Consider the following 25,419-nt stretch of genomic DNA (forward strand, 5'->3'; position numbering starts at 1 on the left):
ATGTATATGCCTATAGAAACATTTAGTATAACTTTTTTCAGTTATAAATCTCAAATATACTTATATTCTATTCTACATCTGCATATATAATTTCCAATCAATAAAAACCTTCATCAAAAAAAATACTTATGAATTTTTTACAATTATAACAGTTATGTTGTCCTCTCCGCCTCTCTCGTTAGCAAGTTTAACCAACTCGCTGCATATATACTGCGGTTCGTCATCGCTATTTATAACTGCCAAAATGTCATTTTCACTCAGCATATTAGTTAATCCGTCTGTGCATAGGACAAATAAATCATCGTTATCCACATCAACACAATATGTATCTATATCAACGTTTTCCTCGCATCCTAAAGCTCTTGTAATTACATTCTTTCTCGGATGATTGCGTGCTTCCTCTCTGGACAATGAACCATTCTTTATCAGTTCTTCAATATATGAATGATCCGTAGTAAGCTTTTGCAGCGATCCATTTCTTAAAAGGTATACTCTACTGTCTCCTACATGCCCTATAAAAAACTTACCGTTAAAAAACATTCCAATAACAAAAGTAGTCCCCATACCGAAGTTTTCTTCAGATTCTTTGGCTTTCAAATAAATACATCTGTTAACTTCAGTCATCATATTACAAATAAAGGGCAGTATATTTTCTTCATCCAAACCGGGTTGCAAAAACTTAAGCAAATACTCTTCGGACAAGTCAACTGCCATACGGCTGGCCAATTCTCCCGAGTTATGCCCACCCATTCCATCGGCTACAATAAAGGTATCAGGTAAACCTTCTCTACCTGAAATAACTTTATAGCTATCTTCATTAGTTTCACGTACTCTACCTTTATCGCTAACAACCCCAAATCTCACTATACCACTCCCCAGAAAACTTGTAAAATGTTTTATGGTTAAATAGCTACCAATTCAGCTACATCACTTATCCTTAGCCGATTCAATAAGACTTCTGCGAAGCTGGCCACAGGCAGCATTAATATCAGCACCCAGTTCACGTCTAACCGTTGTCTCAATGCCGTGCTTTTCCAGTACACTTTTAAATTTCATAACTCTTTCCCTGCTGCTTTTCTTAAACCCTGTATTTGTAACACTATTTACAGGTATCAGGTTTACATGGCATAACATACCTTTTAAAAGATCTGAAAGCTGCTTAGCGCATTCAAAGGTATCGTTTACACCATCTATTAAAGCATATTCAAAAGTTATCCGCCTTTTTGTAGTCTCTGTATATATCTTACATGCTTCAATCAATTTGTCAATAGAATACCGTTTATTTACAGGCATAATTTTTTCTCTATCCTCATCATTGGGTGCATGCAACGATATGGATAAAGTAACAGGCAAATTCTCTTCGGACAACTTTAAAATTTCAGGCACAAGACCGCAAGTAGAAACTGAAATATGCCTTGCTCCGATATTCATGCCTTCTTTATGATTTACAAGCCGGATAAATTTGATTAAATTATCGTAATTGTCAAAGGGTTCTCCTATTCCCATCACTACAATGTTTCCTATTCTGCTTCCTGCATCTTTTTGAATTGTTATTACCTGGTCCAACATTTCCGAAGCCGTGAGATTTCTTACAAATCCTGCACCCGTAGAGGCACAAAACTTGCACCCCATTTTGCACCCCACCTGGGACGATATACAAACTGATAATCCATGCTGGTACTTCATCAATACACTTTCAATTATATTCCCATCCATAAGTTTGAACAAGTATTTAGTTGTTCCATCTATTTTCGATACAAGTTTATTAACAATCTCCAACTTGTTTATATACGCCGAAGCTTTAAGCCTTTCCCGTATATCTTTTGAAAGGTTTGTCATTTGGTCAATATCCTTAATCCCCTTATTGACCCACTGAAAAACCTGTTTTGCTCTATACTTCTGTTGTCCCATTTGGATAAATAACTCTTCCAATTCATCTATTGTCAAATTAAGGAGGTCAACTTTGCCGTCCATAAACTTAACTCCTCTTTCTCATTTTAGAAATAAAAAAACCATCGATGCCGTCTATATTGGGGTATAACTGGATATACCCGGCTTTTGCAGTATCTTTTTTTAAGTCTTTTGGAAGAACTTCCGAAATGTCTTCCAATTCAAAATCCCTATTATCTTGCAGGAACTTTTTAACCATTTCCTCGTTTTCCTTCGGCTCAACGGTACACGTACTGTATAGCAAAACACCTCCAGGTTTAACATACTTAGAAGATGTATCCAGTATTCTCTCCTGGAGTTTAACTATCTCATCCAAATCCTTTTCCTTTCTTGTCCACTTTATATCCGGCTTTCTTCTGATAATACCAAGTCCGCTGCAGGGCGCATCAACCAAAACACAATCGGCCTTGTTTATCAATTTCAAATCCTCTTTTTGAGCATCAAATACTTCAGCCTTTATTATACCAATTCCAAGCCTTATTGCTGCTTCCTCTATCAATTTTATTTTATGTTCATGAACATCCCTGGCTATAACTTGTCCAGTGTTTTGCATAAGTTCTGCTATATGAGTTGCCTTTCCTCCCGGTGCACTGCATACATCAATAACCAGGTCTTTTGGCTTTGGATTCAAAACTTGTGCAACTATCATTGAACTCTCATCCTGTACTTGAAACAGACCCTGTTCAAAAGCTCTCATTTTTGTAATAGAAGAAGGCTTATTAATTATCAGAGCGTTTTCAACATATTTTGCCGGTTGAGGTTCAAATCCTTCTTTTTCAAGTTGGTCACGAAGTTCTTCCGTGCTTGTCTTTAAAGTATTTACTCTGACAGTCAGGGGAGCGTTCTCATTATTGCACTTTAAAAGTTCCTCAGTAAAACTCTCGCCAAAACGGTTTAACCAATTCTTAACCATCCATTCCGGGTGGGAATACCTTATGGAAAGGTAAGCACTTAAATCCTTATTTCTATCGGGATACTCAATCTTGTCTTTTGACCTTGTAATATTTCTAAGCACTGCATTAACATACCTGCTGCTGGCAGAGTGCCCGTATCTTTTTGCAAGATTGACACTCTCGTTGCAGGCTGCCGATTCGGGTATTTTTGTCATATAAAGCAGCTGATAGACTCCCAGTCTCAAAATATTCAGTATCCACGGAGAAAGCTTTTTAATTTTCACAGAAGAAAATTTTTCAATAATATAATCTATTGAAAGCTGCCACTTCAATGTCCCATAGACAAGCTCGGTGATAAAAGCCTTATCGATATTGCTCAATTTAACGTCTTCAAGATTTTTATTAAGAGCAATGTTCGAATATGCTCCCGACTTATTAACCTCATATAAAATTTTTAAAGCTGTTTCTCTCGGTAAATCAAGTTTCATAACCTAATCATCTCAATACAAAATTAATCATCTCTTCTGTTACTTGTAATTAATACAAGGCGCAATAAGTTTGCCACAGCAACAGCTGCCGAAGCCACATAAGTCATAGCTGCAGCTCTTAAGACCTTCTTGGCATGGTCAATTTCATTATAATTAAACATCCCCGTATCCTCAAGAGTTCTTATTGCCCTGCTGCTTGCATTAAACTCCACCGGCAGTGTTACAATGTAAAAAAGTACTGCTGCCCCAAAAAGTATTATTCCCAATTTAATTAAAAACGGCATGCCGAATATTAGTCCAATTATTGCCATTGTAGGGCCAATAGAAGAACCTATGTTTGCAATAGGAACCAAAGAACTTCTTAAGCCCAAAGGTCCATAACCTTCCTTATGCTGGATTGCATGTCCCGTTTCATGGGCAGCAACACCAACTGCCGATACGGAAGTGCTGTTATATACAGACCGGGACAGCCTTACAACTCTTGTCCTCGGATCGTAATGGTCAGTAAGGTCTCCAGGATATGCTTCAACCTTTACGTCATAAAGCCCGTTTCTATCCAATATCATTCTTGCTATATCGGCACCGGTCATACTTCTGCTATTTCCAACTCTGCTGTATTTGCTGAAAGTGCCTTTAACTTTAAATTGGGCATAGAGTGAAAAAATAAATGCAGGTAAAACAAGTATTAAATAATACACATCAATACCATAATAATATCCCATAAATCTACCTCCTACCCTTTTTATTTCTTTATATAACTTCAGCAAAATATAAATTCATATAATATACAATATCAATACAAATTTCAGACTTCCAAAATTTCATCCAGCCTCTGCTTTAAACTTTCCACATCCACAGTGGTATTATAACAAGGTCCATTGGGCCTGTCATTAATCAAACCTATGACAGGAATTTTACCCACCTCAACTATACCGCTTGTAAGATCCCTCTCACAAGCCACTGCAAATATCAATTCGGGATTAATCCTTTTTACAATATTTCTTGCAGCAGTTCCGCCTGTTACTATGCAAACTTCAACTTCTCTTTCTTCTGCTATTTTCAGTATCTTACCTATTGAACATCTTCCGCATCTTCTGCAGTTTTCAGTATTATTCGTAATTTTATATCCACATTCTGAATATTGCAAACAATGAGGAAGCAGAATAAGGACGTTTTTAGGCAAATACCTTCTTCCTGAAGCATTTACCATCGCATTATTAAAATCTATATAAAACTTACGTAACAAATCTTTTTTTGTTTTAAATATATCTGCCAAAAATATTGAAAAGGGGAGCAGTGCTCTCATTCCTGTTCCCGCAAAATTTCTGATTATTTTATTCCGCCCATTATATTTGTATATATAATAAATACTTAAAATCGAAATCATATAAAACAACAGGATTAGTATTGTCAGTACAATTAAAATTAATAATACGAAATTATATGTATGAATGGTAAAATAACGGTAAATCAATACAAAAGCAAGTAACATAAAAAACAATCCAAAGGTAAATAACCCCGATAAAGTGATAAACTTCTTCAACCCCTTATCCAAGTAATTCACCTTCGCCTATTTTGTGCCCGCATATATACTCCTCAACACTCATTTTTCTTGCATTTTCAAACTGTATCTCTTTTATGTTAAGCTTCCCTGAACCGCATGCAACAACAATTCCATCCTTACTCACCTTTAAAATTGTACCTGCTTTTGAATCATGCTTATCATCGGATACAACAGAGGTCATCCATATTTTCATCTTTTTGCCGCTTAAAAACGTATATGCCCCGGGCCAGGGATTGGTTCCCCTGACTAAATTGTGAATCTCTCTTGATGACTTACTCCAGTCAATACAACCTATTTCTTTTGTCATCATAGGTGCATAAGTAGCCTCTTCATCGTTTTGCGGTATTCTTTCAAGGGTTCCATTTTTAAGTCTTAACAAGGTTTCTTTTAATACTTCGGCTCCTAAAACCGCCAACTTGTCGTGAAGCTCACCGGCAGTCATATCCTCAGTTATTTGAATCTCAGCCTTAACAAGCATATCACCAGTATCCATTCCAACATCGGTATACATGGTAGTAATACCTGTCACTTTTTCACCGTTTATAATAGACCACTGTATAGGTGCAGCTCCTCTGTATCTAGGGAGCAAAGATCCGTGCACATTTATACATCCATACTTTGGAATATCCAAAACCGATTTGGGAAGAATTTTTCCGTATGCTGCTGTGACAAGTAAATCGGGATTAATCTCCTTAATTTTTTCTACAAACTCTTCTGTCTTGACTTTTTCAGGCTGCAATACTTCAATTCCATGCTCTATTGCATATTCCTTGACCGGCGGTGGACTCATTTTATTGCCTCTGCCTTTGGGTTTATCCGGTTGAGTCACCACCGCAACAACATCATATCCTTCCTTCAACAACATATCCAAAGAAGGTATGGCAAATTCCGGAGTCCCCATAAATACAATCCTCAACAAAGTCACCTCTTATCTGTCATAATTACACCAATTATTTTTACAAATAATTTTTCAGGAATAATGCTCATTAAAAACTTAATTTACTATTCCTGCAAATCACTTTTATTTATTATTTTTTGCGCTCTGCTGGTAAACAATATACCATCCAAATGGTCAATTTCATGGCAAAAAGCTCTTGCAAGGAGACCTTCACCTTCCAGACTGATCTTTTCTCCTTTTCTATTCAATGCCTCCACCCATACCTTTTTAGGCCTTATTACTTCTCCTAAAAAATCGGGTATGCTAAGGCATCCTTCTATATCAAGTTCTTCACCCTCTGTCTTAACAATTCGGGGATTGATAAGCTCCAATAGTCCTTCACCCACATCAATTACAACAACTCTCTTTAACACACCTATCTGAGGAGCAGCCAACCCCACTCCATGTTCAGCATACATGGTTTCAGCCATATCATCAAGCAAAGTTAAAATCCTGTCATCTATAACATCAACAGGCTTCGAAACCTTTCTTAAAACCTCATCTCCATCAAATCTAATATTCCTTAAAGCCATTTTTCTGTTCCCCCGTATCAATTTTTTAAGTAGGATTAACTGTCCTACACTACATATATTCCCACAACAAAAAGTATTATAACATATTTACCGGATTTATATCCACACTAATACTTATGTCATTTTTACCATGATGTGCATAAAAATGGTCCGAAACTTTTGTCAATATATCTATAAGTTTTCCTATTTCTTTACATTTTATATTAATCCTCCAACGATACTTGTTTTTTATTTTAGATATAACTGACCGGAATGGCCCTAATATGGCATCGCCATCACAAACACCCGAAAAACATTCGTCAATAAATTTTTTTACGCTCACTGCTCTGTTATACACTGTACGATCATTAATTCCGCTCAGTACTATTGAACCTATGTTGGTAAAGGGAGGATATACGAGTTTTTTCCTCACCAATATCTCTTTTTCAAAAAAGCTTTTGTAATCCTGGGCACATGCACATTCAATGCTGTAATTTTCTACGTTGTATGCCTGGATAATTACCCTTCCCGGTATTACGCCCCTGCCCGCTCTTCCAGCTACCTGGGTTAACAGCTGAAAAGTCCTCTCTGTAGCCCTGTAATCCCCTGTATTGAGCATACTGTCTGCAGCAAGCACTCCGACAAGTGTAACATTAGGAAAGTCATGTCCCTTTGCTATCATTTGTGTACCAACCAGAATATTAATATTATCCTCACGAAAACTTCGTAAAATTTCCTCATGAGAATTCTTGTAAGAGGTCGTGTCCATATCCATTCTTATTACCGAACTGCCCTCAAAATGCTTTTTTATTTCATTCTCAATCTTTTGCGTACCGGTACCGAACCCTTTTATATGAGAGCTTTTGCATTTAGGGCATGTGCTTACATTCTTGACTGTATAACCGCAATAATGACATATCAACCTTTCATCAAAGGAATGATAAGTCATTGAAACATCACATTTCGGACACTTCAATACATATCCGCAATTTCGGCACAGTACAAAGGAAGAATGTCCACGCCTGTTTAAAAAAATAATAGTTTGTTCATTATTCTTGATATTTTCCTCCATTTCACTATGTAATATCCGGCTAAATATGGATCTATTCCCTGCTTCAAGCTCTCTTCTCATGTCTACAACGCGTACTTCAGGCAGCATCAGATTATTAGCCCGTTTCATCATTGTAAACATGGAAATTTCGCCGTTTTTTGCCCTGTAATAATTTTCAACGGACGGTGTAGCCGAACCGTACATCAATACAGCATTTTCAATCCTGCAGCGTTCCCTTGCAACCTCTACAGCATGATACTTTGGAGTAATTTCCGATTTATAGGAATTTTCGTGTTCCTCATCAATAATAATCATGCCAAGGTTATCAAAAGGTGCAAAAACTGCCGACCTTGCCCCTATAACAACTTTTATCTTTCCATCCTTAATTAGCCTCCATTGGTCATATCTCTCCCCCAATGACAGCCTGCTGTGAAGTATTGCTACATATTCTCCGAATCTTCCCTTAAATCTTTCCACCATTTGGGGAGTCAGTGAAATCTCAGGTACCAGGACAATTGCCTGTTTTCCAATGTTAATACAGTGTTCAATAAGCTGAAGATATACTTCCGTCTTTCCGCTCCCTGTAACACCATGAAGCAATATTTCTTTAAAAATTTTTTTATCCAGCATTTCCTTTACACTATCTATAATATGCTTTTGTTCCTCTGTTGGCTCTAAAGGGCTGGTCTTTTGAAAATTTTGACTTTCGTAAGGATCTCTGGTCACCTCCATATTTTTAAAATCTATATATCCGTATTTGTTAAGGGTTTCAAGCACACCTTTCGAAACTCCTGCAAACTTTGTCAAATCACTTACTGAGATGTATTCGTTTTCCAAAAGCATTTCGAGAATTCTAACATGTTTGATGTTTCTCAAGCGATTTGACTCAATGTCTTCCTGTACTTCCTCGGAAGGTTTTGTGAGGTATGCCGCTTTAATCTGTTTCCTTTTAACCTTTGTCCCAAACTCCTCACTTATCGATATACAATTAAGTTCTGCCAGTTTGTTCAAATATTTTGTTATACTTTTAATATTTGTTTCTTCTTTCAATTGGTCATATTCCATTACACCTTCATTATCCTTGAGTTTCTGGAGAATTTTTATATAATTACCCTTTAACGAAGTATCGCAATTAACGAGTCTTACCACTTTTGAACTAATTAAACCGGTACCGGGAGGCAGCAAACATTTAAATACATCAGAATATGTGCTTATATATCTATACTTCATCCAATGAGCAAGCTTTATCAAATTTTCATTAAATACAGGGCTCTCATCTACAATTTCACTGATCTCCTTTAAATCTTTAAAATCACTTTCACCTGTAAGAGCCACAATATAACCTTCCAGAAGGCGGTTGGATTTACCGAAAGGCACAATAACACGCATACCGGTATTTACTCTTCCCAAATATTTTTCCGGTATTCTATAGTGATATATCCGGTCAAACTGCCTTGTAGCATTGCTTATTACTACTTCCGCAATATTATTCATTATTGCTCCCTTCAAAATATAGTACCCCCTCCTATGAGGTGAAATTAGTTTATATTATATCAATTCACAATAGTGCTAATCAAATAAATTTTACTTTTTGTACTATATCCTTTTAATTCCAAATACAAAAAACTTCCGCTGAAGTTTTTCTGCAATATATAATTTATAGCGGAAGCAAGGACAAAACTTTATATTATCACGACTCTATCAAGAAATAATTTTAGCGGCTCTTATTGCCTTTTCCAAGAAACCGCTGCAAAGCCCCACGAAAAGCCCCATAACAACTCCCGATGAAAGGAGCACAGGAAGTAAGAGATATACTGCCGAATCTCTCATTACAAAGCCGGCAGTTACTATTTGGGCTACATTATGCGAGACTGCACCTGCTATACTTATTCCAATTGTACTAAACAGCTTTGAGCCCTTTTTATACAAGATGTTCATTACAACAGTACTCAAAATTCCTCCCGATATACTGAAAAGAAAACCTGTAATTCCCCCTCCGAAAACCGAGGCCAGTATGCATCGGATAAAAACCACCGATATAGCATCCTTAAAGTCAAAAAATATTATTACCGTAATGGTAATTATATTTGCCAATCCCAGCTTTACCCCAGGAATAGGCAGCGGTACAGGAAACCAAGATTCAATTATTGATAAAACCAAGGCCAGGGCAACCATTAAGCCCAATATAACAATACGTTTTGTGTTATTAACCATATATCTCAATCTTTCTACACTAAAACCTATTCTTTTTAATATCAAAATTACTGTCAGTTAAATCCTTTTTAAGCATCAAAAAGTCTATTGGTATGCCTATTGTTAAATTTTGTACAAAATCTTCATCAATGGGTGACAATATCAACCTTTGAAGACTGTCCCTCAATTTTAATCATAGTGTTGTTTGGAATACATACCGCCATATCACCCTTATCATACAGCCATCCAGTATTAACACATACCTTGTCGGGACATTCAGCCTCAACAAACCGGATTCTTCCCTTTTCAACCAGAACCACTTGATTATATTTCCCCGAAATCTCAATCCTTTGAGGTTCAGTAACAGAACTTAAATCTATACTTTTTACAACTTTATCCTTCACTTTTATTACTGCAATTTTATGTGTCCCACTGTCACCTCTTTTATACTGCAGTACAAAAGCAGAGGAAATAACTATAGCCACTCCTATTATACCTATAAGTACAATATCACCATTTTTTAACATATTCATACCCATTGCTATCATCCTCAAATTTAAATGAACCAGCAAGTCCTTCGGTTATATAAACCTTTTTATCCTTTGTTATAAAAACTGCTTCAACGCCTTCCATTTTTTCTATTAATTTCATTCCTTTTTCAAGTCCTAAAACAAACGTAGCAGTGGATAAGGCATCGGCATCAACCGACAGATCAGCTATTACAGTAGTACCTATAAGCCCTGAGTCGGCCGGATAACCTGTTTTCGGATCAATTATATGATGGTACTTTATTCCGTCTTTTACGAAGTATCTCTGATAATCCCCAGAACTCACTATGGCCTTGTCCTTTGCACTTATAATCCCTATATAAGACCCTTCCGGTCCTCGGGGATTTCTAATACCTACCTTCCATGGACTTCCGTCTGGTTTTCCTCCTAATAAAGCAATGTTACCTCCAATATTTATAAAAGCCGACCTGACATTATGTTCCTTATATATTTCTATTGCCTCATCTGCTGCAAAGCCCTTTGCTATTCCGCCAAGATCAATCAGTTGACCTTTTTTTTCAAGCTTTGCCTCTGACTTGTCGCTGTTAATTGTTATATCCTTATAATTCACCAGGCCAATCAAATTTTGCAGCCTTTCCATTGAAGGCACCGTAGGTTTATCAGTCGAAATCCCCCATTCTTTTACAAGAGGTCCTATTGTAGCATCAAAAGCACCATCGCTTATTTCAGAGAACTTTTTGGTTTTTTCCAAAACATACAGGGTATCTTCGCTTATTTTTATAAAGTCTGTTCCGGCTGAATCATTCAGCCTGTTTACTTCTCCCCCCGGTTTGTTTATAGTCATATCGTCTTCAATTTGCCTGATTCTATCCATTACTTTCCTGCTTATTTCCTCAGCATTATCGGCGTAAATTCTCTGATTGATTACAGTTCCCATGGCAAAATCCGTATTTTCATAAGGCTCTGTTTCCAAATTCTTATAAGGTGCATTTTCCAATACACTGCATGCTGATAAGCATACTGCCGCCAAAACAACTATCAATGTCAAGAAGTTTTTTCCCATATTTGCTTCACCATTTGTCCGCTTTATAAAAACAGTTTTTCCTATATTTTTAGCAACTAATATTATAACAAATCAATAAAAAAAAACACCTGATTGCTAACACAAAAATAAATAAAAGTGATGACACCACCGGATCACCACTTTTTAAGCTTAGGCATTTTCATCGTTATTTTTATTCTCTTCGCTTCTCTTTTTAGCTTCCGAGCAAATTTCCATTTTGGAAACCGAAACCTCATAAGCCACTTTAGTTATTACTTCACCGCTTTCCAGCTTCTTTTGATACTCTCTGCTTTGAATCCTTCCCCAAATTTTTATATTGTCTCCAACTTCCAAATTTGCCGAATATCTTGCATTCCTGCCCCATGCTATGCATGGAATATAGTCCGATTTATTGTAAGGCCTGTTCACCGCCAACAATATATCGGTTATTTCCCGGCCAAAAGGAGTTGTTCGATATACGGGCTTTTTGCAAATAAAACCGTTTAAATATATCTGATTCGGATTTTTCATTTTCCTCTCATCATCAAGGAAATTAATTTCTCTGGCAAAGACAGTTAAAATTAGTTTGCTGGTCTCAGAACTGTTATTATTATAATTGTTATATGACCGGAATTGCCCTTCAACCTCAATCAGTTTTCCTACCTCCAAAAGATCCTTGGAAATCAAACGTTCCGAAACAGTAACGTTTATTATATCATTACATTCACTTAATCTGGGCACTTCCAGCGAAAATAAATAAAACCCCTCACCATATACCTCATGGCTAAATTCTGCTTCAGTTGCTATTTTACCGGATATGGTCACCATGTTGTTCTCTATGATGTTTCCGACCATCCGACCCCCACACTCCTCTCTTAGGCTTGCGTACATTAAATATTTATCTAATGTAATGTTTATTCGTAACGGATAGATTTTAGAATACTTTTATATATTAAAAAATAATAAATTGCCGACTTTTTATCCAGTATAGGGGTAGAAATGGCAATTACAACTTTTTCATAATCTACTGATATCTTGCCAATTCCATTGGACATCCACCCGTAACAGTTCTTTAAGCAATCCCACCGGATAATCGCATCAATAATCAATATTTAATGTTACTAGCAGTTTATCTCTAATTATATTACACATTTTTAAACTTGAAAATCCCTGAAATCACTTTTTTTAGACAAACAGCCAAAAAAATCTGCCGTACAAATAAGAAATAAATTCTGCTTGCCAGACACTAGTTATTCAGTGAATTCAAATCTACTCCGTTAACCAATGCAAAAGTAGCTGCTGCCAAAACATTGTACGGATCATATATTTCCGACTTTGTTTTAATTATAAACTCCTGAGGCTCAATTACATTTCCGTTTCTTGCAAATACAGTTCTTTGCAGACAGCACATAATATCAGTCTTATCCACCATGTCTCCTACACTTGAAGTAGTTATACTGGCCTTAAGATTAAATCCGTAAGTTATAATATAGTGCTTTATTCCGTTCAGAAAGTTTGTAAGCTCGGTATCATCAGCATTAACTATAGCAACGCCCTTGTCGTCCAAAAGAGAAAATGCTTTTCTCATTGTCTCTTTATAAACATCAGAAATGTTTGTACTAAAATCATCGGCTTTATCGGTAAAAATAATTATATCAAATTTTATGTAGTTGAAAATTTCTTTATCTATATCAAAAATATTAATCTTCAGAATTAAAATATCGGTATTGTTTTTCAAAAGCTCGGACAAATATGCTTTAAATCTTTTAACATCAAGATTTATAAGAGTTTTTGAGTCAACAATGCTAAACCTCTTTTTTGAGGCTGAAAAAATTGAATTAATGAGATTTGCTGTGCTTTCCTTATTGCTTTGACCGATAATACCAGCTATTAGCACTTGTTTAACCCCATTTCCTAAGAATAGTTGCAATTTTATCATGTACTCTTTTTTTATTTTTTATGTAAAACATAAAATACTATATCTTTTAACGGTACACATTTATATACAATTTTTCATTATCCTTGATACAAAATGCTCTAAAACTTCAATACACAAGTATTTTTTCTAAAATCAAAAAAATTACTTTTTCTTTATTTGGCGGCCTTCAAAATTAATTTCATAGTTTTCTCTCATTATCAGTTTGGACACAGGAACAATTTCAAAGCCTTTATCCTGCAGTCCTTTAATTATTGATGGCAGAATTTTTGCTGTATGGGGAGTATCATTGTGAAAAAGAATTATCGAGCCATTGTCAACATTATTTAACACCCTGTTTTTTATCTGTTCCGGTGTTATACCGGGTTTCCAGTCGAGGGAATCAACATTCCACTGTATCGTATATTCATTTAGTTCCCTGGCAATCCTTACAACATCATTGTTATAATCGCCGTAAGGTGCTCTGAAAAGTTCGGGTTTCTTCCCGGTAATCCTTTTCAGTACCTCATCACATTTTAAAATCTCTGTCCGTATTCTGTTGTTATCAATTGCTCCCATACGCAGATGCGAATAAGAATGGTTTGCAATATCATGTCCATTGTCTGCTATTAATTTAACCATATCGGGATTTTTCTCCGCCCAGTGGCCTACAAAAAAGAAAGTAGCTCTTATGTTATGCTCTTTTAGCGTGTTTACAATATCCGGAATATCGTCTGCCCCCCAGGCACAGTCAAAAGTAATGGAAACTTTCTTTTGATCGCACTCCACAGAGTAAATGGGCAAATCCCGTTTTTGCTCAAACACCTCGGCCACAGTCTCTCTGGATGCAAATATACCAATACATAAAACAAGTGCCAAAACTCCTATAAGTACGCATTTGTGAATGGTATTTAACTTAATAACATATAGTCTCATTTTTACCCCTGAAATATCGTCAATCGTCCTAAATTAATAGTATTCAAAATTTTCCATTTATATACTAGCGGTTTTGTATAACATCTTTTTTTATATTATTAAAAAAGTACAGCGTTGAAATTGTCTGCCTTATCTATCTCATAATTTCAGGTCTTACAATTCTGTCTATCGCATATAATTCATACTTGGAAGGCTCTGCAAAATTACCCCAAAAATAATAAGGTATACCGTTAATTAGTCCCCATCTTTCCCAAATACCTTCATTTTGATAGAAAGTACATCTAATCTCTCTGGAGTTGCACTCAGAATCCTCCGGAGGTCCTTTTAAAATTGTTCCTTTTGCAATCCTGCAAACCAACTCATTATTTAAATTTAATCCCATTCTGGCAAAAGAATTACCGTCCGCAGTGGCTCTTAATTTTACAGTAATATCATTTTTTAACTTCCACTCCTGACCTTTGGCAAAAGAATCAATAAACCTGTCATCAGCAAGTACTTCCCGATAAAGTACCGTTTTATATACTCCGGAAGTAAAGGTAGGTAAAGATGTTATCCATATACTTTTCATTATACTGTTTTCAGAGGAACTGTCTTCTTTCGATATATTTTCTGTATTCTCATCCAGAAAATTGTCTTCTAAGTATCCAACATCAAGTATATTAATTTTTTCTGCATCTTTGTGCTGATAAGCCAATTCTATTAATCTCTGGTATGTTATTTTGCCTTCAGTTCCGTTAAGAAAAGAAACACTCAAAACGCTTCTGCCAACCTTGATATATTTTGTAGGTGCTTTTATTGATTCAATTTCAATAATATTATTTTTATGAGGAACTTTTTTCTGTTTTATGTTGCCTGAATTAATTAATATAAAACCGCCAACCACTGCAACTATTGTCAAATATATTGCTGTCATACGTAATTTCCTCTTCATGCAAATCCCTTCTTTCTAAATGTTAAAAAATTATCTCGTTTCCATAAAACATTGCTTCAAAATCCCAAACGTTAACAATTCCTGTTATATATTAACATATATACAATAAACAGTTCAATTAAACTGCAGAACTTGAAAGCCACATTAATATATCCTATGAAATTTCCATACCACATGGTTATAACTTTGAAATATTTTTTACTCTTAATCTTGTCTCATGTTCATAATATTCGGACTCAAATCCGAAAGATAATTCTGACTTTTATCTGTAAATTTCCCCCATAAATAATAGGCCTTCTATGATTTTATTTCACCATAGAAAGCCTATATACAGACGTTTATTTTACATTCCTTATTGAACTACCACTGCTGTACCCGATGCTATAACCATAAGCATATTACCCTGGCCCAATACTTCATAGTCTATATCCACACCGACAACAGCATTTGCGCCCATGCGTTCAGCCCGTTTCTTCATTTCAGCTATGGCATTTTCCCTGGCCTCCACCAACTCTCCCTCATAGGAATTGGACCTTCCGCCAAAAAAATTTGTCAATCCGGCAGCAAAGTCCTTAATAAAATTTACCCCTGAAACAACTTCCCCAAAAACAATACCTTTGTACTCCATAATTTTTTTACCTTCAATTGAAGGAGTTGTAGTGATAATCATTTTTTATACCTCCATAATTTTTTATTTGACACCTCTAGGAAAAAGTTGCAAACTGACACAAATCCTTCAAAACACATTCCAGGCATTTTGGCTTTTTTCCTGAGCAGCATTCGCTTCCCAACTTAACTATCAGCGCATGATATTGATTATATAAGTCAACCTCCTCAGGTAAATTTTCCATAAAAAATTTCTGTACCTGATGGTAATTTTCGGTTCCAGTCAAAAAACCCAGTCTTGTAAAAATCCTTACGGTATAAGCATCAACTACAAAAATCCTTTTACTTCCTGCATACAATAATATCGAGTCTGCAGTCTCAGGGCCTATTCCTTTAACATTCAAGAGTTTTTCTCTTAAAACCTCCAACGAAGTTTGAAACATTTTGTCTAGGTCGCCATTATAATTTTCCATAATAAATACCAAAACGGCCTTTAATATAACTGCCTTTCTATTAAAAAAACCCGCTGGCTTTATTAATTCCTTAAGCAGTTCAATGTCGCATTCATACAGTTTATGTATATCTAATAGATCCTTTTCCTTAATATTATCAATTGCCTTAACCACATTTTTCCACGAGATAAATTGAGTCAATACCGCCCCTACAATCACTTCAAATTGGGTATCTGCCGGCCACCAATGCTGATCTCCATACTTTAAAAAAAGTAAAGAATAAATATTAAGAAGCTGTTCTTTTATCCCTGCCGCTTCCGATTTGACCTTCAAAACATCACCTCCCTGACGGCAAAAATAGATAAAAAGTAGACATAATATCTACTTTTTATCTATACAATTTACTTTAGTCAGCTGTAATATTCATAGTCTTAGCTTTTACACCCTCAATGCCATTAAGTTCATCTTCCAAAGCTTTTATATCCGATTTATCTCCCACTAACTGAAGCAATACCAAACCTTCTTCTGAACAGACATCACCGGCATCATGAAGGCCCAGTCTCATTTTTATGGAACATCCGTGCTTGGTTAAAACTTCCTGAACCGTTGGAGCCTTTTTTGAACGATGATTAATAAGTACTGCCATAATGTTGTATTCACGCATATACCATCTTCCTCCTTCTATATTATTCAATAATATATATAACCATGTCACTATTATTCTAAATCAAAAATATAAATTTTACTATTAGTTCAGAAACAAAAATCAATTTTGTTCATATAATAATGTAGATACTGTATAACTTACATTTTATTATGCGGTAAAATATTATGACACATTGTAAACTGTCATATATTTTAAGTCTTTCGCAGAAAATGTGTTAATTATTGACTCGGCAAAGGTGCCCATTATTTTCGGGCACTTTTAATTTTTAAATTGGAGATGATGAACATGTGTGGAATAGCAGGATGGATAAACCTTAAAGAAGACTTACATATGAAAAAAGACATTATGAACGAAATGATAGATACCTTGGTAAATCGCGGTCCCGATGCCTCCGGAACCTGGTGCTCCAATCATGTGCTTTTGGGTCACAGGCGTCTTATAGTGGTAGACCCTGCAGGCGGAAGCCAGCCCATGGCACGCAAATACGGTGAAAACGAATATGTAATAACTTATAATGGCGAACTTTACAACACACAGGATTTAAGAAAAGAACTGGAAGCTAAAGGACATGTTTTCAATAGCCATTCCGATACAGAAGTGCTCCTTGTATCATATATCGAATGGGGACCCGAATGCGTCGAACATCTAAACGGCATTTATGCTTTCGGAGTATGGAGCGAAAAAGATCAAAGCCTTTTTATTGCCCGGGACCGGTTTGGTGTTAAGCCATTATTCTACACCCTGACAGGCGACTCTTTCCTATTTGCCTCTGAAATAAAAGCATTGCTGGCAAATCCGCTGGTAAAACGTGAAGTCGGTCCGGATGGACTTGCCGAGATATTTGCCCTTGGTCCTGCAAGAACACCGGGACATGGAGTATTCAAAAACATCAGCGAAGTAAAACCTGCCCATTTCATTATATATGATCAAAATGGCCTGAGAGAAAAAAGGTATTGGAAACTGGAAAGCAAGCCCCATACCGATAGTGTTGATCAGACTGTTGAAAAAGTTCGCAATTTGGTTCTTGATGCCATCAATCGCCAGCTTGTAGCCGACGTGCCTGTATGCACGTTTCTTTCCGGAGGATTGGACTCCAGCATAATTTCCGCTGTAACCGCCAAAGCCTTTATGGCTGATGGAAATAAACAGCTTCATACTTTTTCCGTCGACTATATAGACAATGATATATACTTTAAACCCAGCCTATTTCAACCCAATCCCGACGCTCCATGGGTAAAAAGGCTATCCGAAGAAATCAAATCCTGTCATCATTATATTAAACTGGATACTCCGCAAATCGTCAGTGCTCTAACCGACGCAGTCAAAGCCAAAGACCTTCCGGGGATGTCCGATATAGACTCTTCCCTGCTGCTGTTTTGCAAAGAAGTTAAAAAAGAAGCAGTTGTGGCTCTGTCCGGTGAATGTGCCGATGAAATTTTCGGCGGATACCCATGGTTCTATAATGATGAAATGTTAAATGCCGATACCTTCCCCTGGGCAAGGTCGGTAAAGGAAAGATCAAGTATATTGTCTCCGGATATAGCGCAAGAAATAAACTGCGAAAATTATGTGAAACACAGGTACCTCGACACATTGGCAGATGTTCCGCAGCTTTCTGGCGAAACAGAATCGGAAAAACGCAGACGAGAAATAATGTACTTGAATATTGTGTGGTTCATGGCAACTCTTTTGGACCGTAAAGACAGAATGTCTATGGCAACAGGTTTGGAAGTGCGTGTTCCCTTCTGCGACCATAGAATTGTTGAATATCTTTGGAATATACCATGGGAAATCAAATATTTGGATCAACGGGAAAAAGGATTATTGCGCCGTGCTTTTAAGGGAATACTACCGAATGATGTGCTTTACCGCAAAAAAAGTCCCTATCCCAAAACTCATAATCCTGCTTACTTAAAAGCTGTAAAGGAATGGCTGCAAAACATACTTAATGATCCTTCTTCACCTTTGCTTGGAATTATTAACCGAAAACGAGTTCAAGAGATTCTTGACACTGACGGAACCGCCTTCGGTGTACCGTGGTTTGGACAGTTGATGACTGGCCCTCAGTTATTTGCTTATTTAATACAGGTAGATATTTGGTTAAGAGAATACAAAGTTGCCCTTGTATAAGTTAACACCTGGAAACTATTAGCCATAACACTAATGTTATTATTTCCATATCCATTAATAAAAGTACATGATTTCGTGAAAGCGAATTATAAAATCTGTTTTTCACGATACATGTACTTTTTATTGTTCATCACCACTTTATATCTCATTCAATTTATGAAGATTATGAAATTCTCAGTATAAAATAATCAACCGGGATATTAAGAATACAAATTTACATGGTAAGTTGTAAAATTAATTGCCCAAACATGATAAAAAAGAAGTGACTCAAATCAGAACCTCTGATAATGTTTTAAGTGACAAAACCAAAACATATTGGAGGGTCCGAAATGAGTCACCTTAATAATACCACTAAACGAAGAAGTTTTAAACACCTGGATGTGAGGGAACGGTATCAAATTGAAATATTATTGAAAGAAGGTAAGAAACCAAAGGAAATAGCCAAAGTAATGGGAAGGGACAGACGGACTATAGAACGGGAAATAGCTCGTGGCAGCGTGAGGTTGCTAAACAGCGATCTGACCTATTCAGTGAAGTACTGTGCAGACGTAGGACAACGAAGATATGAAGAGGCGTCATCAAATAAAGGAGCGGGTTTAAAGATCGGGCATGACCATGAACTAGCCAATTACATAGAGAAGAGGATAAAAGAGGACAAATATTCGCCGGACGCGGTGATAGGAGAGATAAAAGCCAAAGGGTTAAGGTTCAGAGCCATGATCTGCACAAAGACGCTATACAACTACATAGACAAAGGGATATTTGCTAATATAAGCAACAAAGACCTTCCGGTAAAGCGGAACAAGAAGAAGAGGAAATACCGAAGAGTAAGGATAGCATTAAAGAATTTGAGGGGGACAAGCATAGAAGAAAGGCCGGCACATATAGAAGAAAGAGGAGAATATGGGCATTGGGAGATGGATTGTATAGTTGGCAAAGGCGGAGAAAAGGGAGCAGCATTGTTGGTACTGACGGAACGGAGTACGAGGCAGGAGATAATACGTAAGATGCCGGATAAAAGCCAGGCATCGGTAAAGAAAGAGATAGACAAACTGGAAAGGAAGTATGGGAAGAAGTTTACCAAACTGTTTAAAACGGTCACAGTAGATAATGGAACAGAGTTTCTGGACAGCAAAGGGCTTGAGGCATCAGTGCTTGTTCCTGGTAAGATGAGGTTAAAGATATATTATGCACATCCATACAGTTCATGGGAACGAGGGTCGAATGAAAACGCTAATAAGCTGATTCGACGATTTATTCCTAAAGGGACGGATATAGGGAAACTAACGGAGAAAGAGATAAAAAGGATTGAGCACTGGATGAACAATTACCCAAGGAGAATATTTGGTTATCGAACTGCGAATGAAATGGCAAAGATTGTGGTCGCTTAAAACAGGGTTCTGTAAGATTTTGTAAGGCAATTAAACTTGCAATTTAAACGTGGAAGGTGACGGAACTATTGACGCTGACGGCAATGCTCTCAATTATGCATTGGACATGGCAGCCCAAATAAAAAACAGCGGAATTAAGGCTGTCTTTATAAACAACTCACCAAAAGATATAACAGCAAATATTGAAAAACTTGCTGTTGCTTCCGGTGCACCCTCTGTTGACGGAGATAAGCATTATTACAATTCAGCATCAATGCTTGACTTCTCACCTGTATATAAGTATGTAATACTGGATCCTCCAAAAAATGCTGTTGTAAAAAATGCCACATATTCCGAAATCTTTCCTGAAGGAATTCAAATAGTTGAAAATCCTGCCGGATCTCGTATTGATCAGGTTGAGGGTACCACAAGACAAAAGCTGACTATAGAAAACCTCGATATAAAGTTAACCTATGACGGTACAAAATATATTATAGAACCCTTTACCATTGAAATTAAATTTAGACCCAAAAAAATAGGTAATATTACTTTCCGAGGCAGTGACTCGAAGATTACATACAGTATTGAATATGTCGATGCAAACGGAAATATACAAACTGCAGAGTTTGAGAAACATTTCAGCGACTTTACCCTTAACGTTTATATGAATATTGACATTTCATAGTACTTTGCAATTGCGTTCTATTTTCATAATTTTAATGCAAATTGAAAAAATTTTATGATATATACCGAAACTCTCATGTTATAAATGTGTTTATGTATAATAAACGAAAATTCTCCTTCTTGGCAAAAAAACTACAAAACGCCAAGAAGGAGAATTTTGTATCCAAACTATGGACAAAAAGGCTTATACAACACTCATAACCATGCATGGTAAAACGGGTATTGTATTTGATACAAAAATGGGTATTGTATAGAAGTCAAAAATGGTATATTATATAATTATAGTGGAAATATTATTCAATATTTTAGTCTCCTGTTGTAACTATCTTGTTTTTTTCTTATCTTAAAATTATTTAATTATTCCGCTATTGATAAATTTCTACTTATACTATCTTAATAACTAATTTTATATGTGTAAAGACTTTCACTTATTCTACACAGCACGGTAAACATAATGGACTTGTTACTTAGCTGCAAACTATACACCAGACAATAAACAAATAAACAAAGTGGGAGGTATATTATGTTATCCAATGTACTAAACAAAGGAGTTAGCTATGTTGTTACATTTGTTTTTCTTTTGGCAATAATGTTGTTGACAAGCTTTACTCCAATAAATGTATATGCCGCTAACAGTGCTTTTTCGATTATCCAGGCGGAAAACTACAGTATTCTTAATGGTCCCGACATTAAAAAAATAGATATTGAATCTGGCGGTTCCGCTTTAGGATACATCAGCACAGGAGACTATGCCGCATATAACAATATTGACTTTGGCTCCAACGGTGCTGCTTTCTTCAAAGCAAGAATTTCTACTCAGTTTAGCGACATCACCATTCAAATCAGATCCGGAAGCTCTTCCGGCTATCTTTTGGGTACTTTATCGGTACCGTCTACCGGTGGTTTTGAGAACTATAATGAAGTAACCTGTAGCATAAACAACATTACAGGTATTCATAATATTTATTTGGTTTTTAGCGGACCAATAAATATTGACTGGTTTACATTTATTGCGGCATCATATCCCAGTCAAACACCTACAATAACTCCTACAGCCACTGCAACCGGTTCCAGTCAAACATACAATTTTTCCAGAATTGAAGCTGAAAACTATAGCAATCTTATAGGTGAAGAAATAAAAAAAATAAAAATCCCCGACGGTTATGGTATAGGGTATATTAATGCTGGAGACTATGCCGTATATAACAATGTGAATTTCGGATCTAATCCTTCCCTGTTCAGGATCAGACTGGCTTCAGCATCATCTACAAATATTGAGATAAGAGTCGGAAGTGAAAACGGCACTCTTATAGGTAATTTAACAGTGCCCTCAACAGGAAGCTGGGATACTTTTGCAGAAATCAGCTGCAGTATAAGCAATACAATAAAAGGAACTAGAAACCTGTATCTCGTATTCAGAGGACCTGTTAACATTGACTGGTTTGCCATTATCCAAGCTCAAAGTACACCTACGCCAACACCTGTTCCGACAAGTCCTCCTGTTTATACAAAAAGAAGTGCTTTTGTTGAAATACAGGCAGAAAGTTACGATTATACCAATGCAAGTTATATTCAATCTTTCGGTATTTCCGGCGGAGGTACCGCTATCGGTTATCTTTTAAGCGATGACTACATAGCATTCAACAATGTTGATTTCGGTACAGGGGCAAATTTTTTCAAAGCAAGGGCAGCTGCTGAGAATAGTACCAGCATGGAAATCAGGTCCGATAGTGCCACCGGTCCCCTTTTGGCCACTGTAAACATCCCATCAACCGGTGACTGGAATACATATCAGGAAATAACTTGTAATATTCCTTCAAATATTACAGGTACAAAATCGCTGTATATTGTATTTAAAGGTCCAATAAACCTTGACTGGTTTGTATTTTCACCTGCTTCGAATGAAAATTCAATAGATGCGTATTCAAGGATAGAAGCCGAAAATTATAACGGTGTCAGTAGTTCAAATATCCAAAAAGTAGGCAATATAATTTGCTACATACAAAGCGGTAACTATGTAGTATACAACAATGTTAATTTTAATAGCGGAGCAAAATCTTTCAAAGCATACGTTGCGAATGCATCCGGCTCGACTACCAATATTGAAATAAGAGTTGGAAGTTCAACAGGTACTCTTTTAGGTACTCTGTCAGTACCTTCCACGTCCAGTTGGGATGAATTTCAAGAATTGTTGTGCAATATAAATACTATTTCGGGAAAAAATAATATATATCTGGTGTTCACAGGCCCTGTCAATGTTGACTGGTTTGCATTTTCCACATCAGCAGTTACTCCGACAGCTACACCTACACCAACAGTTACACCTACGCCTTCTCCTACTCCAACAGCAACACCAACACCAACAGCAACTCCAACAGCAACTCCAACAGCAACAGCAACATCTATTTTTACTGCTACGCCTGTTCCAACACCAACGCCTACTCCAACAGCGGTCATACCTACATCTACACTCACAATTGATGCGAGCAATATAAAATTGACAAAAACTGCACCGTCAAAAGCAGAAATAGGCTCAATACAGATGATTACTTCCAGACAAGACGGTGAATTGACTCTGAATGGTTTAGGTGCTTTTATAGGCGATAAAGAAGTAGTACTTCTGGTTGATAATGCTGTAACTTTCGGGCATGTGGTAACAGATATTATTACACCTTTTGACTATGCTATTTTTGCCAATAGAAACTTGCGAGGAGTTGGAAACGGAGCTCAAGTCATAGGAAGCATACATGCAAACAATCAGCTGGAATCCTATATAACCAGACTAAAAGTTACAGGTGTCTGCTCTGCTTCCACTATAACCATAGGATATGGGTCCATACTTGAAGGGGGTACGTCAACTATCAGTGAACCATTGCCTATGCCTAATTTCCATGACAAGATAATATCCGAAATAGATAATGACAGCTACAAATTTTACCCGGAAGATTTTCCAAACGAAACCGACATAGATTTCCCCAACCAACCGGGATTTAAGATAAGATATGAAAAAGGCAACAACACCTTTGTTATAACTGGTGCCGGAACCTTCAATTTAGAGTCTTCCATGTACTTCGACGGAAATTTACGTATCTCCGTTCCGCATATTATCAACACGAACTCAAATTTCTTAGTAGCTGAAGGATCTGTCAGCATTGAAGGACATGATATAAATACCGATGAACTTGACGAAAATTCCATAAACAACACTACCAACCTTCTCAATGTGTACTCCATACATGGCAGAATACATTTAGCTACCGAAAACAGTAAAATTTATGGAACATTTTATGCCGCTGGTGAAGAGGATCCTACAGGCAAGTACACAAACGATGTAGGAGTTGTAATAGTACAGGGAATCAATACAGATTTTTACGGCTCAATAATTGCCGGCAGCGATGTAAGAATGGAATCAAGTTCTTCAGTATTCTATTATAATTCCGCAATAGGTTCCAAAATAGAAAAGAAGTACTTGCGTACTGAAACTACAGTTTCAGGTATAGATGCTGCACGACAAATCGTAAATCTGTTTATCGGTACAAATACAAAAATGTATGCATTGCAATATTCCGACAAAGCTTATGTTGATATGGAATCCTTTAAGTTTTTTGACCTCTCCAATGTAAGTGAAGTAACTGAGTTGATAGAGCATATAAACAATTTCCCGGTAAACGAAACCGGTTTTAGCAATATGGGAGATGCTCTGAGGCGTGGAAAAGAACTGCTCAACCACCCGACGAAATCCTCCCCTGACGCTTCAAAATATATAATTGTTTTAGCTGCTAATGCACCAAACAAATGGACCAGCAGTGTAGACGTTACAACGGGAGATGCCATCAATATTGAAGGTGACGGTACTATTGACGCTGACGGCAACGCTCTCAATTATGCGATAGCTATGGCAGCCCAAATAAAAGACAGCGTTATTACGCCCATCTTTGTAAACAATTCGCCAAAAGATATTACAGCAAATATTGAAAAAATTGCCGTTGCTTCCGGTGCACCTGCTGTTGATGAAGATAAGCATTATTACAATTCAGCAACAATGATCGGCTTTTCACCTGTATTTGAGCATGTAATACTGGATCCTCCAAAAAATGCTGTTATAAAAAATGCTACATATACCGAAATCTTTCCGGAAGGAATCCAAATAATTGAAAAACCTGCCGGTTCTCGTATTGATACGGTTGCGGGCACCACAAGACAAAAGCTGACTATAGAAAACCTCGAAATAAAGTTGACTTATGACGGAACAAAATATATTATTGAACCAATTTCATTCGATGTTAAAGTTCGATCTAAAAAAATTGGTATTATTACCTTCCCCGGCATTGACTCAAAAATTTCATATCGAATTGAATATATTGATGCTTACGGAAATATACGAACTGCAGAATTTGAGAAACACTTTAACGATGTAACCATCGATGTTTATTCGGCTATAGATATCTCATAGTACTCTGCATCATCGTTCACCTCATGGATACTATGTACGGTAAATTTGCTTTACATTAATGAACTGCAGAATTTAGTAAAAATTAAAGGTACAATTCCGGTGACAAATATAAATTTATATTCACCGAATTGTACCT

The 25,419-nt window shown here is 36.6% G+C and carries 22 protein-coding genes; 4 read left to right on the forward strand and 18 right to left on the reverse strand.

Going from position 1 to position 25,419, the window contains the following annotated elements; genetic code table 11:
• Window positions 1–126: 126 nt before the first annotated feature.
• From CLOCL_RS12530 to CLOCL_RS12615, 18 genes are all read right to left on the reverse strand, one after another.
• The gene (locus CLOCL_RS12530; protein ID WP_014255701.1) at window positions 127–864 is read right to left on the reverse strand and encodes a Stp1/IreP family PP2C-type Ser/Thr phosphatase; all 738 of its coding nucleotides are present in this window, start codon (window positions 862–864) and stop codon (window positions 127–129) included.
• A gap of 63 nt (window positions 865–927) precedes the next feature.
• Complete coding sequence (gene rlmN, locus CLOCL_RS12535) at window positions 928–1,974, reverse strand: dual-specificity RNA methyltransferase RlmN (RefSeq protein ID WP_014255702.1); 1,047 nt, start codon at window positions 1,972–1,974, stop codon at window positions 928–930.
• 4 nt (window positions 1,975–1,978) lie between these two features.
• Window positions 1,979–3,331 (reverse strand): 16S rRNA (cytosine(967)-C(5))-methyltransferase RsmB, encoded by a 1,353-nt coding sequence (gene rsmB / locus CLOCL_RS12540; protein WP_014255703.1) that lies wholly within the window; start codon window positions 3,329–3,331, stop codon window positions 1,979–1,981.
• Window positions 3,332–3,354: 23 nt separating this feature from the next.
• On the reverse strand, window positions 3,355–4,053 hold the full coding sequence (locus CLOCL_RS12545) for a zinc metallopeptidase (protein ID WP_014255704.1): 699 nt from the start codon (window positions 4,051–4,053) through the stop codon (window positions 3,355–3,357).
• An 83-nt stretch (window positions 4,054–4,136) separates the two neighbouring features.
• Entirely contained in the window at window positions 4,137–4,637 is a 501-nt protein-coding gene (locus tag CLOCL_RS12550; protein ID WP_245532790.1) for a DUF116 domain-containing protein, read from the reverse strand.
• Window positions 4,638–4,878: 241 nt separating this feature from the next.
• Window positions 4,879–5,811 (reverse strand): methionyl-tRNA formyltransferase, encoded by a 933-nt coding sequence (gene fmt / locus CLOCL_RS12555; protein ID WP_027622813.1) that lies wholly within the window; start codon window positions 5,809–5,811, stop codon window positions 4,879–4,881.
• Window positions 5,812–5,897: 86 nt separating this feature from the next.
• Window positions 5,898–6,365 (reverse strand): peptide deformylase, encoded by a 468-nt coding sequence (gene def / locus CLOCL_RS12560; RefSeq protein WP_014255707.1) that lies wholly within the window; start codon window positions 6,363–6,365, stop codon window positions 5,898–5,900.
• 76 nt (window positions 6,366–6,441) lie between these two features.
• A complete protein-coding gene (priA, locus tag CLOCL_RS12565) occupies window positions 6,442–8,889 on the reverse strand; it encodes a primosomal protein N' (protein WP_014255708.1) in 2,448 nt (815 codons plus the stop codon).
• A gap of 207 nt (window positions 8,890–9,096) precedes the next feature.
• A complete protein-coding gene (locus tag CLOCL_RS12570) occupies window positions 9,097–9,609 on the reverse strand; it encodes a Gx transporter family protein (protein ID WP_014255709.1) in 513 nt (170 codons plus the stop codon).
• Between the two features lie 125 nt (window positions 9,610–9,734).
• Complete coding sequence (locus CLOCL_RS12575; RefSeq protein WP_014255710.1) at window positions 9,735–10,127, reverse strand: NusG domain II-containing protein; 393 nt, start codon at window positions 10,125–10,127, stop codon at window positions 9,735–9,737.
• Window positions 10,099–11,160, reverse strand: a complete 1,062-nt coding sequence (locus tag CLOCL_RS12580) for an FAD:protein FMN transferase (RefSeq protein WP_014255711.1) — start codon at window positions 11,158–11,160, stop codon at window positions 10,099–10,101. The genes CLOCL_RS12575 and CLOCL_RS12580 overlap by 29 nt, the downstream gene beginning before the upstream one ends.
• Window positions 11,161–11,310: 150 nt before the next feature.
• Window positions 11,311–11,994 carry a single-stranded DNA-binding protein gene (locus CLOCL_RS12585; RefSeq protein WP_014255712.1) on the reverse strand — a complete coding sequence of 228 codons (684 nt, stop codon included), beginning with the start codon at window positions 11,992–11,994 and terminating at the stop codon, window positions 11,311–11,313.
• Between the two features lie 391 nt (window positions 11,995–12,385).
• Window positions 12,386–13,036, reverse strand: coding sequence for a Mur ligase family protein (locus CLOCL_RS12590; protein WP_245532792.1), 651 nt, complete (start codon window positions 13,034–13,036; stop codon window positions 12,386–12,388).
• A 183-nt stretch (window positions 13,037–13,219) separates the two neighbouring features.
• Window positions 13,220–13,990: a polysaccharide deacetylase family protein gene (locus CLOCL_RS12595; protein ID WP_014255714.1), complete on the reverse strand. Its 771-nt coding sequence runs from the start codon at window positions 13,988–13,990 to the stop codon at window positions 13,220–13,222.
• A gap of 133 nt (window positions 13,991–14,123) precedes the next feature.
• On the reverse strand, window positions 14,124–14,921 hold the full coding sequence (locus CLOCL_RS12600) for a hypothetical protein (RefSeq protein ID WP_014255715.1): 798 nt from the start codon (window positions 14,919–14,921) through the stop codon (window positions 14,124–14,126).
• 352 nt (window positions 14,922–15,273) lie between these two features.
• Window positions 15,274–15,591, reverse strand: coding sequence for a putative heavy metal-binding protein (locus CLOCL_RS12605; RefSeq protein ID WP_014255716.1), 318 nt, complete (start codon window positions 15,589–15,591; stop codon window positions 15,274–15,276).
• A gap of 34 nt (window positions 15,592–15,625) precedes the next feature.
• Complete coding sequence (locus CLOCL_RS12610; protein ID WP_014255717.1) at window positions 15,626–16,312, reverse strand: endonuclease III domain-containing protein; 687 nt, start codon at window positions 16,310–16,312, stop codon at window positions 15,626–15,628.
• A 73-nt stretch (window positions 16,313–16,385) separates the two neighbouring features.
• The gene (locus CLOCL_RS12615; protein WP_014255718.1) at window positions 16,386–16,643 is read right to left on the reverse strand and encodes a CPF_0552 family protein; all 258 of its coding nucleotides are present in this window, start codon (window positions 16,641–16,643) and stop codon (window positions 16,386–16,388) included.
• 288 nt (window positions 16,644–16,931) lie between these two features.
• On the opposite strand from CLOCL_RS12615, the gene asnB reads away from it, so the two are divergent.
• The 4 genes from asnB to CLOCL_RS21135 all read left to right on the forward strand — a co-directional run bounded on the left by asnB (window position 16,932) and on the right by CLOCL_RS21135 (window position 25,283).
• Window positions 16,932–18,776: an asparagine synthase (glutamine-hydrolyzing) gene (asnB, locus tag CLOCL_RS12620; protein WP_014255719.1), complete on the forward strand. Its 1,845-nt coding sequence runs from the start codon at window positions 16,932–16,934 to the stop codon at window positions 18,774–18,776.
• A 329-nt stretch (window positions 18,777–19,105) separates the two neighbouring features.
• Window positions 19,106–20,167 (forward strand): IS30 family transposase, encoded by a 1,062-nt coding sequence (locus CLOCL_RS12625; protein WP_014253858.1) that lies wholly within the window; start codon window positions 19,106–19,108, stop codon window positions 20,165–20,167.
• A 49-nt stretch (window positions 20,168–20,216) separates the two neighbouring features.
• Window positions 20,217–20,831 carry a hypothetical protein gene (locus CLOCL_RS12630; RefSeq protein WP_041715155.1) on the forward strand — a complete coding sequence of 205 codons (615 nt, stop codon included), beginning with the start codon at window positions 20,217–20,219 and terminating at the stop codon, window positions 20,829–20,831.
• A gap of 522 nt (window positions 20,832–21,353) precedes the next feature.
• Window positions 21,354–25,283, forward strand: a complete 3,930-nt coding sequence (locus CLOCL_RS21135) for a carbohydrate-binding protein (protein ID WP_014255720.1) — start codon at window positions 21,354–21,356, stop codon at window positions 25,281–25,283.
• Window positions 25,284–25,419: the final 136 nt, after the last annotated feature.

Origin of the sequence: Acetivibrio clariflavus DSM 19732 (genome assembly GCF_000237085.1) — a bacterium.
In the GTDB taxonomy this organism is placed as follows: domain Bacteria; phylum Bacillota; class Clostridia; order Acetivibrionales; family Acetivibrionaceae; genus Acetivibrio; species Acetivibrio clariflavus.